The sequence below is a fragment of the Nocardia halotolerans genome, assembly GCF_042650145.1.
Lineage (GTDB): Bacteria > Actinomycetota > Actinomycetes > Mycobacteriales > Mycobacteriaceae > Nocardia > Nocardia halotolerans.
The window spans coordinates 1,449,373-1,462,469 of record NZ_JBHSDL010000014.1 but is presented as its reverse complement, the minus strand read 5'-3'; the positions used below and the strand labels follow the sequence as shown (position 1 = coordinate 1,462,469).

Annotated in this window: 16 protein-coding genes; 12 read left to right on the top strand and 4 right to left on the bottom strand. The window is 66.8% G+C overall.

The window, feature by feature from the left end; all coding sequences use genetic code 11:
- The first annotated feature begins 259 nt into the window (after positions 1–259).
- The 9 genes from ACFO5K_RS17170 to ccsB all read left to right on the top strand — a co-directional run bounded on the left by ACFO5K_RS17170 (position 260) and on the right by ccsB (position 7,367).
- Entirely contained in the window at positions 260–532 is a 273-nt protein-coding gene (locus ACFO5K_RS17170; protein WP_378563169.1) for a hypothetical protein, read from the top strand.
- A gap of 80 nt (positions 533–612) precedes the next feature.
- Positions 613–834: a hypothetical protein gene (locus ACFO5K_RS17165; RefSeq protein WP_378563166.1), complete on the top strand. Its 222-nt coding sequence runs from the start codon at positions 613–615 to the stop codon at positions 832–834.
- A gap of 185 nt (positions 835–1,019) precedes the next feature.
- Entirely contained in the window at positions 1,020–2,366 is a 1,347-nt protein-coding gene (gene hemL / locus ACFO5K_RS17160; RefSeq protein ID WP_378563164.1) for a glutamate-1-semialdehyde 2,1-aminomutase, read from the top strand.
- Positions 2,367–2,452: 86 nt separating this feature from the next.
- The gene (locus tag ACFO5K_RS17155; RefSeq protein ID WP_378563917.1) at positions 2,453–3,103 is read left to right on the top strand and encodes a histidine phosphatase family protein; all 651 of its coding nucleotides are present in this window, start codon (positions 2,453–2,455) and stop codon (positions 3,101–3,103) included.
- Complete coding sequence (locus tag ACFO5K_RS17150; RefSeq protein ID WP_378563161.1) at positions 3,100–3,738, top strand: TlpA disulfide reductase family protein; 639 nt, start codon at positions 3,100–3,102, stop codon at positions 3,736–3,738. Before ACFO5K_RS17155 ends, ACFO5K_RS17150 begins: the two co-directional genes overlap by 4 nt.
- Positions 3,735–3,962 carry a hypothetical protein gene (locus ACFO5K_RS17145; protein WP_378563158.1) on the top strand — a complete coding sequence of 76 codons (228 nt, stop codon included), beginning with the start codon at positions 3,735–3,737 and terminating at the stop codon, positions 3,960–3,962. The genes ACFO5K_RS17150 and ACFO5K_RS17145 overlap by 4 nt, the downstream gene beginning before the upstream one ends.
- Positions 3,962–4,774, top strand: coding sequence for a cytochrome c biogenesis CcdA family protein (locus tag ACFO5K_RS17140; RefSeq protein ID WP_378563154.1), 813 nt, complete (start codon positions 3,962–3,964; stop codon positions 4,772–4,774). The genes ACFO5K_RS17145 and ACFO5K_RS17140 overlap by 1 nt, the downstream gene beginning before the upstream one ends.
- Positions 4,774–6,402, top strand: coding sequence for a cytochrome c biogenesis protein ResB (gene resB / locus ACFO5K_RS17135; protein ID WP_378563151.1), 1,629 nt, complete (start codon positions 4,774–4,776; stop codon positions 6,400–6,402). Before ACFO5K_RS17140 ends, resB begins: the two co-directional genes overlap by 1 nt.
- Positions 6,402–7,367, top strand: a complete 966-nt coding sequence (ccsB, locus tag ACFO5K_RS17130; protein WP_378563148.1) for a c-type cytochrome biogenesis protein CcsB — start codon at positions 6,402–6,404, stop codon at positions 7,365–7,367. Before resB ends, ccsB begins: the two co-directional genes overlap by 1 nt.
- A 206-nt stretch (positions 7,368–7,573) precedes the next feature.
- Here the strand turns inward: ccsB and ACFO5K_RS17125 are convergent, their stop codons facing one another.
- A complete protein-coding gene (locus ACFO5K_RS17125; RefSeq protein WP_378563145.1) occupies positions 7,574–8,044 on the bottom strand; it encodes a MarR family winged helix-turn-helix transcriptional regulator in 471 nt (156 codons plus the stop codon).
- Positions 8,045–8,166: 122 nt separating this feature from the next.
- On the opposite strand from ACFO5K_RS17125, the gene ACFO5K_RS17120 reads away from it, so the two are divergent.
- Positions 8,167–8,637 (top strand): PPOX class F420-dependent oxidoreductase, encoded by a 471-nt coding sequence (locus ACFO5K_RS17120; protein ID WP_378563142.1) that lies wholly within the window; start codon positions 8,167–8,169, stop codon positions 8,635–8,637.
- A gap of 1,232 nt (positions 8,638–9,869) precedes the next feature.
- On the opposite strand, the gene ACFO5K_RS17115 is transcribed toward ACFO5K_RS17120, so the two are convergent.
- The gene (locus ACFO5K_RS17115) at positions 9,870–10,112 is read right to left on the bottom strand and encodes a hypothetical protein (protein ID WP_378563139.1); all 243 of its coding nucleotides are present in this window, start codon (positions 10,110–10,112) and stop codon (positions 9,870–9,872) included.
- Positions 10,113–10,586: 474 nt separating this feature from the next.
- On the opposite strand from ACFO5K_RS17115, the gene ACFO5K_RS17110 reads away from it, so the two are divergent.
- Together ACFO5K_RS17110 and ACFO5K_RS17105 are read left to right on the top strand one after the other, a co-directional pair.
- A complete protein-coding gene (locus ACFO5K_RS17110; protein ID WP_378563136.1) occupies positions 10,587–10,799 on the top strand; it encodes a hypothetical protein in 213 nt (70 codons plus the stop codon).
- A gap of 172 nt (positions 10,800–10,971) precedes the next feature.
- Complete coding sequence (locus tag ACFO5K_RS17105; RefSeq protein ID WP_378563133.1) at positions 10,972–11,469, top strand: hypothetical protein; 498 nt, start codon at positions 10,972–10,974, stop codon at positions 11,467–11,469.
- Between the two features lie 113 nt (positions 11,470–11,582).
- On the opposite strand, the gene ACFO5K_RS17100 is transcribed toward ACFO5K_RS17105, so the two are convergent.
- Together ACFO5K_RS17100 and ACFO5K_RS17095 are read right to left on the bottom strand one after the other, a co-directional pair.
- The gene (locus tag ACFO5K_RS17100; RefSeq protein WP_378563130.1) at positions 11,583–12,092 is read right to left on the bottom strand and encodes an O-acetyl-ADP-ribose deacetylase; all 510 of its coding nucleotides are present in this window, start codon (positions 12,090–12,092) and stop codon (positions 11,583–11,585) included.
- Between the two features lie 292 nt (positions 12,093–12,384).
- Entirely contained in the window at positions 12,385–13,035 is a 651-nt protein-coding gene (locus ACFO5K_RS17095) for a hypothetical protein (protein WP_378563127.1), read from the bottom strand.
- Positions 13,036–13,097 lie beyond the last annotated feature (62 nt).

The window sequence follows — 13,097 nt, the reverse complement described above, 5'->3', positions numbered from 1 at the left end:
GATCATCACACCGGCAGTGAGGTGAGCCGATGTGACGTACACGGTGGCAAACCGGGGGAGCGGAGGCAGCAGCGATGCGCGTGGTGATCCAGCAACCACACAGCCTGCGGCGAGACCTGTTGGTCATCGGCCTTCTCATACTGCTCGGCCTGGTCACGATCGCGCTGGTCCTGCTGCCGAGCGCGATCTGATCCACAGCCCGGACCATGTCCATGAGCCTGTGCACGCCCGCGACCGCGACCCTGGCAGGATCGCCAGGATGAAACGCTGGATCGCCGCGGCGCTGCTCGAACTCGGTCTGGCCGCACTCTGCCTGCTCGGCGCGGTGGCCAGTTGGCGCAACGCGCAGCGCACCACCGTGTTCACGGGATCGGAGCATCTGCCCCCGTTCGAGGCGGTGCGTTATGTGCCCCCGCTGCTGGCGCTGGCGACCGCGCTGCTGATCATCGCCGGAGTCCTGCTCATCGACGCCGTCGCCCGGGTCCACCAGGGCCGCGCTGTAGCGTTGCGCGCCGCCGAACCGATGTCATGAGGAAGTCGAATTCCGATGTGTGCGTTGGGGTTCGAGCACCAACGCCGGCTCGCTATACGGGCCGATCCAGGAGGAAACCGATGACCAGACTCGCCGCGGGAATCTGTACCGTCGCCGCCGCCTTCGCGACGATCGCGCTGGCCGCGCCCGCTCAGGCCGCGCCCGGACTGCCACTCACCCCGGTGGTCGCCGAGCCCGCCGCCGGCGGCTTCGCCCCGGAGACCGGTTCGAGCGGGATCTACAACGGCATCATGTGCCACCTGCACACCATCTCGGCCGAGGTCCCCTGCATGTACACCTGAGCCACGCGACACCGATGACGCGGCGCCCACCCGACTCCGGTGGGCGCCGCGGATCGGTCCGGCGCCGAATCGCTTGACGGCCGGGTCGGCGTGTCGGGCGTGTCGTCGGTGGGTCGGTGCGGTCTGGGTCACTGTGCTCCACCCTGTCGTCCGGCGCGGCGAGGTGAGCTGAGAGACTGGAATCCGTGAGTTCTTCTCCGCGCGCGACCAGGACCGTTCCGGCGCAGGTTCCGAAGTCCGCCCAGCTCTTCGAGCGGGCCTTTTCGGTGATCCCGGGTGGTGTCAATTCCCCGGTGCGTGCGTTCAATTCCGTCGGCGGCACGCCCCGGTTCATCTCCTCGGCCAACGGCTACACCCTCGTCGACGCCGACGGCAACGAATACGTGGATCTGGTCTGCTCGTGGGGTCCGATGATCCTCGGCCACGCGCATCCAGCGGTCGTCGAAGCGGTGCAGCGGGCCGCGACGAGCGGCCTGTCGTTCGGTGCGCCCACCGAGGCCGAGATCGAACTGGCCGAGGCCATCGCCGCGCGCGTCGACCCGGTCGAGCGGGTGCGGCTGGTCAACTCCGGCACCGAGGCCACCATGAGCGCGGTCCGGCTGGCCCGCGGCTTCACCGGTCGCTCCAAGATCATCAAATTCTCCGGTTGCTACCACGGGCACGTCGACGCCCTGCTGGCCGACGCCGGCTCCGGTGTCGCGACCCTGGGCCTGCCCACCTCGCCCGGTGTGACCGGCGCCCAGGCCGCCGACACCATCGTGCTGCCCTACAACGACCTCGCCGCCGTCGCCGCCGCCTTCGAGGCGCATCCCGGTCAGATCGCCTGCGTCATCACCGAGGCCGCCGCGGGGAACATGGGCGCGGTCGCGCCGCTGCCCGGTTTCAACGAGGGCCTGCGCACCCTGACCCAGGACAACGGCGCGCTGCTCGTGATGGACGAAGTGATGACCGGTTTCCGGGTGAGCGCCTCGGGTTGGTACGGCCGCGAGGGCGTCGCCGGTGACCTCTACACCTTCGGCAAGGTGATGAGCGGTGGCCTGCCCGCCGCCGCGTTCGGTGGCCGCGCCGAGATCATGAACAACCTCGCCCCCCTCGGCCCGGTCTATCAGGCCGGCACCCTGTCGGGGAACCCCGTGGCGGTGGCCGCGGGCCTGGCGACACTGCGCGCGGCCGACGCGCAGGTGTACGCCGCGCTGGACCGAAACGCCGACCGGCTCGGCGCGCTGCTCACAAAAGCCCTGACCGAAGCCGGTGTCGAGCATCGAGTGCAGTTCGCAGGCAATATGGTGAGCGTGTTCTTCGCCGACCACCCGGTGACCGACTATGCCACCGCCAAGGCCTGCCAGACCTGGCGTTACCCGGCCTTCTTCCACGCCCTGCTCGACGCGGGCGTGTACGCGCCGCCGAGCGCGTTCGAAGCCTGGTTCGTCTCCGCGGCGCTCGACGAGGACGCGTTCGACCGTATCGCCGCCGCTCTGCCCGCCGCCGCCCACGCGGCCGCGGCCGCCACCCCCGAAGGATCACCAGCGTGAGCTCCGACCAGCCCGACGCAGTATTCGCCACCTCGGTCGACGGTGACGAGGAAGTGCCACCACTGGCGCCCGCCGAGTCCCCGCCGCTGCTCGACGCCGACCCGTCCGGCGTCGAGACCATCGTGCACGTGCTGCGCCACGGCGAGGTGCACAACCCCAACGGCATCCTCTACGGCCGCCTGCCCGGCTTCAGCCTCTCGGCCACCGGCCGCGCCCAGGCCGACGCGGTGGCCCGTTCGCTCACCGACCACGACGTGTCCCTGGTGATCGCCTCCCCGCTGCAGCGCGCCCAGGAGACCGCGGCCCCGATCGCGGCCGCCCACGACTTGATCGTGCGCACAGACGAGAACCTGATCGAAGCGGGCAACACCTTCGAGGGGCTGCGCGTGTCCGTCGGTGACGGTGCGTTGCGCAAGCCGCGGCACTGGTGGAAACTGCGCGACCCGTTCACACCGTCGTGGGGCGAGCCGTATTTGCAGATCGCCCATCGCATGCTGGCCGCGGTCAACAAGGCCCGCGTCGAGGGCGCCGGACACGAGGTGGTGCTGGTTTCGCATCAGCTGCCCGTGTGGACGTTGCGCCGGTTCCTGCAGGGCCAGCGGCTCTGGCACGACCCGCGCAACCGCCAGTGCTCGCTGGCCTCGCTGACCTCGCTCGTCTACCACGGCGACACCCTGGTCGACATCGTGTACTCCGAACCGGCCGGCGCGTCGGACCCGACGGTGCACGGCGCATGACACGCTCGACCGCATCGGGATCTGCCCGTGGCCGTCGGCCGCGGGCGGTACTCGCCGCACTGTCGGCCCTGCTGATCGTGGCCGTGGCGGGCTGTTCGACCGGCACCGATGCGGTCGCCACCGGCGGCGGCACCTTCGACTTCGTCTCGCCCGGTGGCAAAACCGACATCTTCTACGATCCGCCCGCCGCCCGCGGGACGATCGGCACGCTCTCGGGACCCGATCTGATGAACGAGGGAAAGACCGTTTCGGTCGACGATTTCCCGAACCAGGTCGTGGTCGTGAACCTGTGGGGGCAGTGGTGCGGCCCGTGCCGTGCCGAAGCACCCGCACTCGAAGAGGTCTACGCGGCGACCCGAGATCAGGGCGTCGCGTTCCTGGGGATCAACGTCCGCGACCACCAGCGCGACAAAGCCCAGGATTTCGTAGTGGACTACGACATCGGTTACCCGTCCATCTACGACCCGTCGATGCGAACCTTGCTCGCTCTCGGCGGAAACTTTCCCACCAGTGTCATTCCGACCACGTTGATCCTGGATCGTCAGCACCGGGTCGCCGCGGTCTTCCTTCGCTCGCTACTGGCAGAAGACCTACAGCCCGTGGTCGAGCAAATCGCCGCCGAGGAGAAGCAGTGAGCCGTCGTCGTCCCGGAAATCTGACCGCGTGCCGCCCCCGCCAGGGTGCCCGCCGTACGGGAGCGGGGTGGACCGTCGACGATCGTTGGGCGGGCATCGCCACCGTCCCGCGCAGCGTCGCCGGTGCGGGCCTGTTCGACTTCGGACCGGGCGAACCGGCCGAGTCCGAGCGCACCCTGTCGTTGCGCCGCGACGAACAGCGTGAGCAGGACAGCACCGAGTGATGGTGCTCGCCGCAGTCGGGGATTCGTTCCAGCAGACCGCGGCATCGGGTCCGTTGTTGCTGGCGCTGGGTGCCTGTCTGCTCGCGGGCCTGGTGTCGTTCGCTTCACCGTGTGTCGTGCCGCTGGTGCCGGGGTATCTGTCGTACCTGGCCGGGCTCGTCGGAGCCGAGGCGCCACCGGCCACCGCCGGGCAGGTCGCCACACTCACCAAACAGCGCAATAGCGCCAAGCTGCGCGTGGCCGGTGCCGCCGGACTGTTCGTCGCCGGGTTCACGGTGGTGTTCGTGCTGGCCACCGCCACCGTGTTCGGCTTGATCCAGACCCTCAACGTGAACCGGGAACTGCTGCAGCGCGTGGGCGGTGTGGTGACGATCCTGATGGGTCTGGTGTTCATCGGCCTGGTGCCCGCGTTGCAGCGCGACACCCGGATGGAGCCGCGCAGGTTCACCAGCATCGCGGGCGCGCCGCTGCTCGGCGGGGTGTTCGCCCTCGGCTGGACGCCGTGCCTTGGCCCGACGCTGTCGGGTGTGATGGCGGTGTCGGCCGGGACCGAGGGGACCACCGCGGTGCGCGGGGTGGCCCTGATCGTGGCGTACTGCCTGGGCCTGGGCCTGCCGTTCGTCGTGCTCGCCTTCGGGTCGGCCGGCGCGCTGCGCGGGGTGGGCTGGCTGCGGCGCAATTCGCGCACCATTCAGGTAATCGGGGGTGTTCTGCTCGTCGCCGTCGGCGTCGCACTGGTCACGGGGGCGTGGGACCAGTTCGTCGGCTGGGTGCGCGACGGGTTCGTCTCCGAGGTGACCCTGCCGATCTGATGACCGAAACACTGACTACGCCGACCACCCCCAACCCGCCACCCAGGCAGTCGCTGCCCGGTCGCGCGTGGGCCCTGGTCCGCAATACGTGGCGCGGCCTGACGAGCATGCGCACCGCCCTGGTGCTGCTGTTCCTGCTCGCGCTGGCCGCCATCCCCGGCGCCCTGCTGCCCCAGCGCAGCCTCAACAGCCAGAAGGTCGACCAGTACATCGCCGACCGGCCCACGCTCGGACCGTGGATGGACCGGTTCGAACTGTTCGACGTGTTCGGCAGTTTCTGGTTCACCGCCATCTACGTGCTGCTGTTCATCTCGCTGGTCGGCTGCATCCTGCCGCGCTGCTGGGACCACTACAAAGCCCTGCGCACCCCGCCGGTGGCTGCCCCGCGCAACCTCGCGCGGTTGCCGCACCATTTCGACGAGACCGTCGACCGCGACGCCGACGCCGTCATCGAGCAGGCGCGTGCGCAGTTGCGCGGCTGGCGCACCCAGGTGCGGCCCGGCAAACGCGACGGTGAGGTCACCTTCTCCGCGGAGAAGGGGTACCTGCGCGAATTCGGCAATCTTGTGTTCCACCTGTCGCTGGTGGGTCTGCTGGTCGCGATTGCGCTGGGCAAGCTGTTCGGTTACGAGGGCAACGTCATCGTGATCGCCGACAACGGTCCGGGCTTCTGCACCACCTCACCCGCGGTGTACGACTCGTTCCGCGCGGGCAACGTCAACGACGGCACCGGGATGACCCCGCTGTGCGTCAAGGTGAAGGACTTCGAGGCCGACTACCTGCCCACCGGGCAGGCCGAGATGTTCACCTCGAACATCTCCTACCAGGCGGGCGATGACCTGCGGACCGGTACTTGGCGCGACACCCAGCTGCGGGTCAACCACCCGCTGCGCGTCTCCGGTGACCGCGTCTACCTGCAGGGTCACGGTTTCGCGCCGACGTTCACCGTCACCTTCCCGAACGGGGAAACCCGCACCGAGACCCTCCAGTGGCGTCCCGACGACGCCCGAACCTTCCTGTCCAGCGGTGCGATGCGATTCGATCCGCCCGGCGGCATGTACGCCACCGACGAGGAACGCCGCGAGAACCAGATCGCCATCGAAGGTCTGTTCGCGCCGACGGCGCTGTTCCACGGCAGCCTGCTCACCTCGTCGTTCCCGCGGATGGACGACCCGGCCGTCGCGGTCGATATCTACCGCGGCAACACCGGCCTCGACACCGGCCGCTCGCAGTCGCTGTTCGCACTGGACCCGGAGATGATCCGGCAGGGCCGCCTCAACAAGGAAGCGCGGGTCAACCTGCGTCCCGGCGAGTCGACCACCCTGCCCAACGGCACCCAGGTGACCTTCGACGGCGCCGAGGAATTCGTCAACCTGCAGGTCTCGCACGACCCCTTCCAGCAGTGGGTGCTGGTGAGCTCGCTGACCATGATGGCCGGTCTGCTGGTGTCACTGCTGGTGAAGCGCCGCCGGATCTGGATCCGGGCGTACCCCATCGAGGCCGCGGCGGGTAACGTGGATCAACGACGCACCGTAGTAGAAATGGGCGGCCTGGCCAGAAGCGATCAAGCGGGCTGGGGCAGCGAATTCGATCGGCTGCGCACCCGCCTGCTGGGAACGGAGACCTGATGCCGATCGACGAAACGCTGGCACGCTACAGCGACTTCGCCTTCATGTCCGCCATGGCCGTATACGCCCTGGCCACGATTCTGCTGATCGTGCAGTACGCCTCGGCGCGCGCCAAGCAGGTCGCCGAGCGCGAACTCGTCCCCGCGGGCGCCCCCACCGACCCGGCGCTACCCGGGCGCATCAGCACACCCGCCCCCACCCCACTCGGGGAACGCCTGGGCAACATGGCGTTCTCGGTGCTCGTGGTCGGCTCGATCCTGCACGTCGTCTCGATCGTGCTGCGCGGGTTCGCCACCCACCGCTTCCCGCTGGGCAACATGTACGAGTTCACCACCATGGCCACCGCGGCCGCCGTGGTGATCGGCCTGTTCTTCCTGCGCGACCAACGGTTCCGCGCCATGTGGGTCTTCCTGCTGATCCCCGTCCTGATCCTGATGTTCCTGTCCGGCACCGTGCTCTACGCCGACGCCGCCCCCGTGGTCCCCGCGCTGCGCTCGTTCTGGTTGCCGATCCACGTCACCATCGTCAGCATCGGCAGCGGCGTGTTCCTGGTCTCGGGCGTGGCCAGCCTGCTCTACCTGTTCCGCATGCGCCAACCCGCGGGCGAGGAATCCACCAACCTCCTCGGCACCATCGCCCGCCGCCTCCCCGACGCCCGCACCCTCGACCAACTCGCCTACAAAACCACCATCATCGGCTTCCCCCTCTTCGGCGCGGGCGTCATCCTCGGCGCCATCTGGGCCGAAGCCGCCTGGGGCCGCTTCTGGGGCTGGGACCCCAAAGAAACCTGCTCCTTCATCGCCTGGGTCCTCTACGCGGCCTACCTGCACGCCCGAGCCACCTCCGGCTGGCGCGACACCAAAGCCGCCTGGATCAACATCGCCGGGTTCGTGGCCATGCTGTTCAACCTGTTCATCATCAACATGGTGATCAGCGGGTTGCACAGTTACGCGGGTTTGACGTAAACGGCTGCTACCAGCGCATTCGGGCCGTCTTCGTCGTCGGCAGGTTCCGGCTGATCGGCCTCGGTACACAGTGAGTACGCAGCGGAACCGGGCCGATCCTTGATGGCAGCACCGACGGCGGTACGGGTGGTCTCGTCGGTATCGGGCCACAGGTGCGCAAGCCCGTCGCCGGATCGGCCACAGCACACACCGAGTGATGTCGGGTCCTAAAGGTGTGTCTCACGTGGTCGATTGGGCCGGGGAATTGCGGCAACACAGTCGGCAAGGTCGTTGCGCAGCCGGCATTGTTCTTCCGCGGACAATGGGGAGAACATTTGCCGTTCGATGGTGCGCACGGCGACGCTGGCGGCGCTCAGTTTTTCCTGCCCTGAGCTGGTGAGCCGGCTGGGCAGCGCGCGGCCACGGGGGGCCTGCTCGGGTCGGGTGAGCAGGCCGCGGTCTTGCAACCCGCGCAGGACGAGGTTCATCGATTGGCGGCTGACGAACGCGCCGCGGGCGAGTTCGGAGTTGGATATCCCCGGGTGCCGACCGAGCAGTTCGAGGCAGGCGTATTGCGCCACAGTCAGTTCCAGCGGGCGCAGCACGGCGTCCATCGCGGAGTGCAGTGCGGCCTGGGCCTGTTTGAGAACGTAGCCCACCGACTGCTCCAATTCGCCCACGGTCTCCTCTTGACGCATGTCAGCATCTTGACACAGACTCTGTATGTCAACATCCTGACAAGCGTGAGGTGTGTGACCACTCGCGAAAGGGTGCGGTCGCCCAACCTTGGCTCCATGTTCACGACAGCGAGGAGAGAACGATGGCTGAGATCCGCAACAGGGCGGACGATGTCGACGACATCAACCGGCGGACAGGTAGCAGGAAGACGCGGTCTGCCACGACCCTCGACAGCCACACCGACATACTCGGCAAGAAGGGCTTCGCGCACCTCGCGTCTCTGGGACCCGACGGTGAGCCGCAGTCACACCCCGTATGGTTCGACTTCGACGCCGTCCACGGGCAGCTGCTTGTCTCAACCGGCACCGACCGGCAAAAATATCGCAACATTCAGCGCGATCCGCGGGTGTCGGTCTCGATCCTCGATCCCGACGACCCCTATCGCTACCTGGAAGTCCGCGGCCGTGTCGTCACGATCGAGCCAGATCCCGGGAAAGCATTCCTGGACCAGCTGGCGCGCAAGTACCTAGATCTGGATACCTACCCCTACGAGCAGAGACGGAACGTCGAGCGGGTGATCATCCACATCCAGCCTGATCACGTCATAGCCTGACCGGCCTCGCGCCCAGATCTACCGCGAGACTCCGACGCCGTAATACTCATCGGATGAGGTGGATTCGCGACTTCTACGCAGATGAGGGCATCTCGCTCCTGATCGAACTTGACGACGATGGCTGACCGAACCGGCAGGTCGATCTGCGAGGTGCTGACGGTGAGCCGGTCACGGCCGCATCGCTGGCGGAGATGACATATGCACGACACCACGGGGGACTAGCTGCGGTTCAGGTGTACGAATGCAAATACGGTGTGCTCGCGGAGGGTAACGCCGACGATTGGGATGTCGAGGCCGGCGCCCTCGAGCGAATAACGGCCGAGGAATTCGAAACGGCCTGGATGCTGGCTCGTCAAGCGATCGAGCACCGTTTTCCTGCAGATAGCTGATCGGATCTCCTGGGCGACAACCCGCTCGGGAATCGGCAGAAACGGACGTTCGTGACCGCGCGATAGGCGGCAAGTGAGTGCGTTGTCAACCGTGGCAATAAACCCGTACAAGCACCGTGTCTTCGGGGAGTGTCGCGAGGTAGTTCTTGTTGCCGCCAGGGGGAATCGGGCACCCAGGCCTGTCTTCGTGGGACGTGTGTTCATCATCGTCCCTGTGCCAGCCGACGCCACTCTCCTCCACCCACCAACCGTCAAGAGTGAGCACATCGGACCATTCGAGAGTTTGCCTTGCAAGGTCCAGCAATGCCTTTGGCCCGCCCGCGCACTCGCCACGGTTGGTGGGCAACACTTCGCCTGCGTAGTTGGGGGTGTCGTGGATCAACCGGGGGTCGTCCTCATTGCCCGGATGTACATAGAACCCGGCTCTTTCGCCACCGCCCCGAATCCGCCATGTGTCCCACATACCGCGCTCAGCGGGCTGTTGGTACATCTCGAACGGAGCGAGTGCTCGAGTGAGAGCAGACTGCACGTCGTCGATCGCCTCCGGCCGCAAGCACACAACCACCCAGATATGCGCCAAAACCCCTCCCTCTGCCACCGAGCGTATGTCTCGCAGGAGGCAAGCGTGCACGCGGCGAAGAATCCAGCATAGGCAGACGGGAAAATGCGTGGTCTCTCGCGTACCTCGTGATCGAGCGCAAATCGGCATGGGCGGATGTTCGACCGCGGGCAACTCCAAGGGAGAAGCACCTCCCACCGTGCCCCATTCGTGCCCGAGCCAGGGGCTGGAAAGTCCTGACCGGTCGTCGTCCGTCCGCAGCAGGACACGGATGCGCCCATCGTTCACAGCAATCGGTAGGAGTACCGGCGCATCTGCCACTCGCCTGCATACCGCTCACTTCGGCCCGAAGGGCGGACGAGCGCGAGTCCGTCGTCCTCGATCCAGAATCGAATGTCGCGTTCCACAAACACTGGCGCGAACAAGGCGAAAGCCGAGGCGCACATCCCCGGCCCGTCCGATTCGACTGCATCGATCAGTAGCGCACGCGGCGCTGTGTACCGGCCGTCCTGTTCCTCGAATCGCACTTATTCATCCTCGCGTCCGACAGCGCAACCTGCCATCTTGCATGTCACTCGGTACGCAGTGAGTACGCAGTGTCGCCATTCGGTGCCCGTTCCAGCCGCCGCTGCAACCCGGAAACCTCAGGTCAGGCCCACCGAGCCATAACCCACCAGCACAACGCCGGGACGGTGTTAATCATCAACATGGTGATCAGCGGGTTGCACAGCTACGGAGGTTTGACGTAAGCGGCTTCTGCGCATTGCGTTCGGGTCGGCTTCGCCACGTTCTCAACGGATTTTGGATCTTGGTACCGAAGACGACGCAGCGCGGGCCGAGGGTGATCCAGACGTGACGAAGCTGCGGGCCCATGCGATGGCCCCCAGGTCCGTGGGCCACTGAACTGGGGTCTGGCGGCTGATCTGACGCACCGATAGCGTGACCATCGCTGCTCCGTGGCAGCTGAACAGTCCGAAAACGCAGAGCAGCAAGGAATTGCGATGAAACGATCACTCGCTGTGGCCACACTGGCCGGTGCGCTGATGCTGGCCCCGCTGACTCCGGCCAATGCCGCCACCGAACAGGTCGCCCCCGTCGCCGCGTGCGTCGAGTTCCCCATCGGCGCCCCGGACGGGTGCGACTTCATCCAGAACATCCTGCAACTGCTGAGCGTCGGCTCATCCAGCCTCAGCAGTAGCCCGACGGCACCCTGAACCGAGTGGTGCGAGCGACCCGGTCAGCCTCGGTGGGCGACCGGGTCGCTTCGCGCGGTGACCGCGCTGGCGAAGTCACCACCTAGCCGCATGGGCGGAACAAGGTGTTCAGCTCGGTGATTGCAGCGGGAAACCGGTTGCTCCGCTCCGATCGCCGACCGAAACTCGGTTCATGAGAAAGAAGACCGGCCCCGCCGCAAACCGCGCCGATACGCCAGACGAATCCCTGCAATCGGTGGCGGCCAACGCCGCGCTTCTACTCGAGGAAGCGATGGGAGCCACCAATCACGTCCTCAGTATCGAGCTGGCTCCAGTTGTCGCGTTGGACGGCGAACTACTCATCCGCCGTACGCCGCTACCGGATCGCATTCTCCGTGTCGTAGCGGACCCAGTTCGCGGTACCGAAGTCATCCAACCGGTTTCGCGCTGGCCCGCGCACTTTCGAAGCACGGTTCGTCGGATGAGACCACCGTGGGGTCCGTGCGTTCATGACGCCGTGCTGGACGCGCTGATAGACGACTTCGTCCGAGACGTCGAGAACTTGCTCGGCACCATCCGGTTCGCAGCGCGAGTCGACACTCAGCCGGAGGATTGCGCCAACATTCGGGATGATTTCGTCCTCATCTCCCGCACACACGCGGCGCGCCTGTCCTTGAGCGTCAACGATTGACGACATCCGACGGATGGGCTCGAATATGGAATCGACGCCACTCGTGAGTACACCGTGTCGGCCTGCACAGCTACCGGTGCGACCCGATCAGCCTGCGGTACTTACACGTCCACCTATTCCAGCGCTGCGGCGAAGGCATTGAGCGCGCCGTCGTCGAACAGTACGAACCGCACATATTCGAGCGGCGGATCGACGCTGCGCACTGTTTCGACGGCGATGCGGGCGCCGTCGTCGATCGGCCAGCCGAAGATGCCGGTGGAAATCGCGGGGAAGGCCACGGTTCGGGCGCCGAGTTCGGCTGCCACCCGTAAAGATTCGCGGTAGCAGGAAGCGAGCAGCGCCGAACGGTCCTCGGTGGCCGACCACACCGGGCCGACGGTGTGGATCACCCAGCGCGCGGGTAGTTGTCCCGCCGTAGTCGCCACCGCTTTCCCGGTCGGCAGCCCTTTGTCGTAGTGCGCGGCACGTAAGTCGCGGCACTCCGACAAGATCGCGGGTCCGCCCTTGCGGTGAATCGCGCCGTCGACGCCGCCACCACCCAGCAGAGAGGAGTTCGCGGCATTCACCACTGCGTCGACCTGCTGTTCGGTGATATCGCCACGCACCGCTTCGATCAGCACCATCGGTCCATTGTGCTGGCGGCACCGATCGCGGCGCCACCGGATTTCCCGACGTCACGATCAGCGAGCTCGAAGATCGACACTGTTCGAGGAGCCCCGCGGTATCGCGTGGGTAGCATCACGCGGTGCGACCGCGCTGGCTCATTGATCTCGACGAAGACTGTCCTGGCTCAGCTGTCGTCGCGGCGCGCTCGACGATGCGCTGATCGTCGAGCTGCGTGACGTAATGACAGGGCGCTGGCCTGAAGACACCGTGCGATGCCTGGCCGGCCGACGCCGACTTCCGGCGGGGTGATCAGCAGTAGTAGCAGATCTTGTTGGCCGGGAGTTCTACGTGGCAGGACAGGCAGACGGGTTTGCGGACCGGTTCCGGCTTGGGGGCCGGGGTGGTGGGGCGTGCGGCTGCGGTGCGCTTGGCTTCGGCGGCTTCGGCGGCCTCGGTGGTGGCCAGGTCCTGGGAGGTGCGCTGGCGGACGGCGGCGACCTTCGGGGGGAGGGTGGGTAGGCCGCCGTCGGCGGGGAGGTCGGTGGCGTAGTGCTGATAGCACTGCCAGCGGGCGGCGGCGGCGTGCATCTCGAGGTCGTCGGGGATGGGTAGGCCCGCGAGTTCGAGGATGTAGCGGTAGCCGGTGCCCACCGTTTGGTTCTTGCGCACGCACAGCGCGCTCAGCGGCGGCTCGTTGTTGTTGTGGCAGTGTTCGGCGACACGGTCGAGCACGACGGGCAGCCAGTGCTGCCACTTCACCTGGGTGCGGATACCGGACTCTTCCTGGACCAGTTCCGCCAGCTCGGTGTTGACGATGAAGTTGTTGAAGCGCGACGCGGTGGCGGCCAGCACTTCGTGGGCCGCGCGAGTCCACGCCGACCGGGCTTCGGTGAACGTCACGGCGCTGCCGTCAGCCGCGCGCCAGGTGGTCGGGATGGAACTCTGCTGCACATCGATCACCGGAATACGTTATCTACCCGGCTTTTTCGACACGCAGCGGGGGGTGTGGGTCAGCTCACGAG

Excerpts from the sequence above, each read along its gene's own strand:
- ACFO5K_RS17140 (WP_378563154.1), top strand. The coding sequence starts at position 3,962 with ATGGTGCTCGCCGCAGTCGGGGATTCGTTCCAGCAGACCGCGGCATCG.
- ACFO5K_RS17105 (WP_378563133.1), top strand. The coding sequence starts at position 10,972 with ATGAGAAAGAAGACCGGCCCCGCCGCAAACCGCGCCGATACGCCAGAC.
- ACFO5K_RS17150 (WP_378563161.1), top strand. The coding sequence starts at position 3,100 with ATGACACGCTCGACCGCATCGGGATCTGCCCGTGGCCGTCGGCCGCGG.
- ACFO5K_RS17110 (WP_378563136.1), top strand. The coding sequence starts at position 10,587 with ATGAAACGATCACTCGCTGTGGCCACACTGGCCGGTGCGCTGATGCTG.
- ccsB (WP_378563148.1), top strand. The coding sequence starts at position 6,402 with ATGCCGATCGACGAAACGCTGGCACGCTACAGCGACTTCGCCTTCATG.
- ACFO5K_RS17125 (WP_378563145.1), bottom strand. The coding sequence starts at position 8,044 with ATGCGTCAAGAGGAGACCGTGGGCGAATTGGAGCAGTCGGTGGGCTAC.
- ACFO5K_RS17120 (WP_378563142.1), top strand. The coding sequence starts at position 8,167 with ATGGCTGAGATCCGCAACAGGGCGGACGATGTCGACGACATCAACCGG.
- ACFO5K_RS17100 (WP_378563130.1), bottom strand. The coding sequence starts at position 12,092 with ATGGTGCTGATCGAAGCGGTGCGTGGCGATATCACCGAACAGCAGGTC.
- resB (WP_378563151.1), top strand. The coding sequence starts at position 4,774 with ATGACCGAAACACTGACTACGCCGACCACCCCCAACCCGCCACCCAGG.
- ACFO5K_RS17165 (WP_378563166.1), top strand. The coding sequence starts at position 613 with ATGACCAGACTCGCCGCGGGAATCTGTACCGTCGCCGCCGCCTTCGCG.
- ACFO5K_RS17170 (WP_378563169.1), top strand. The coding sequence starts at position 260 with ATGAAACGCTGGATCGCCGCGGCGCTGCTCGAACTCGGTCTGGCCGCA.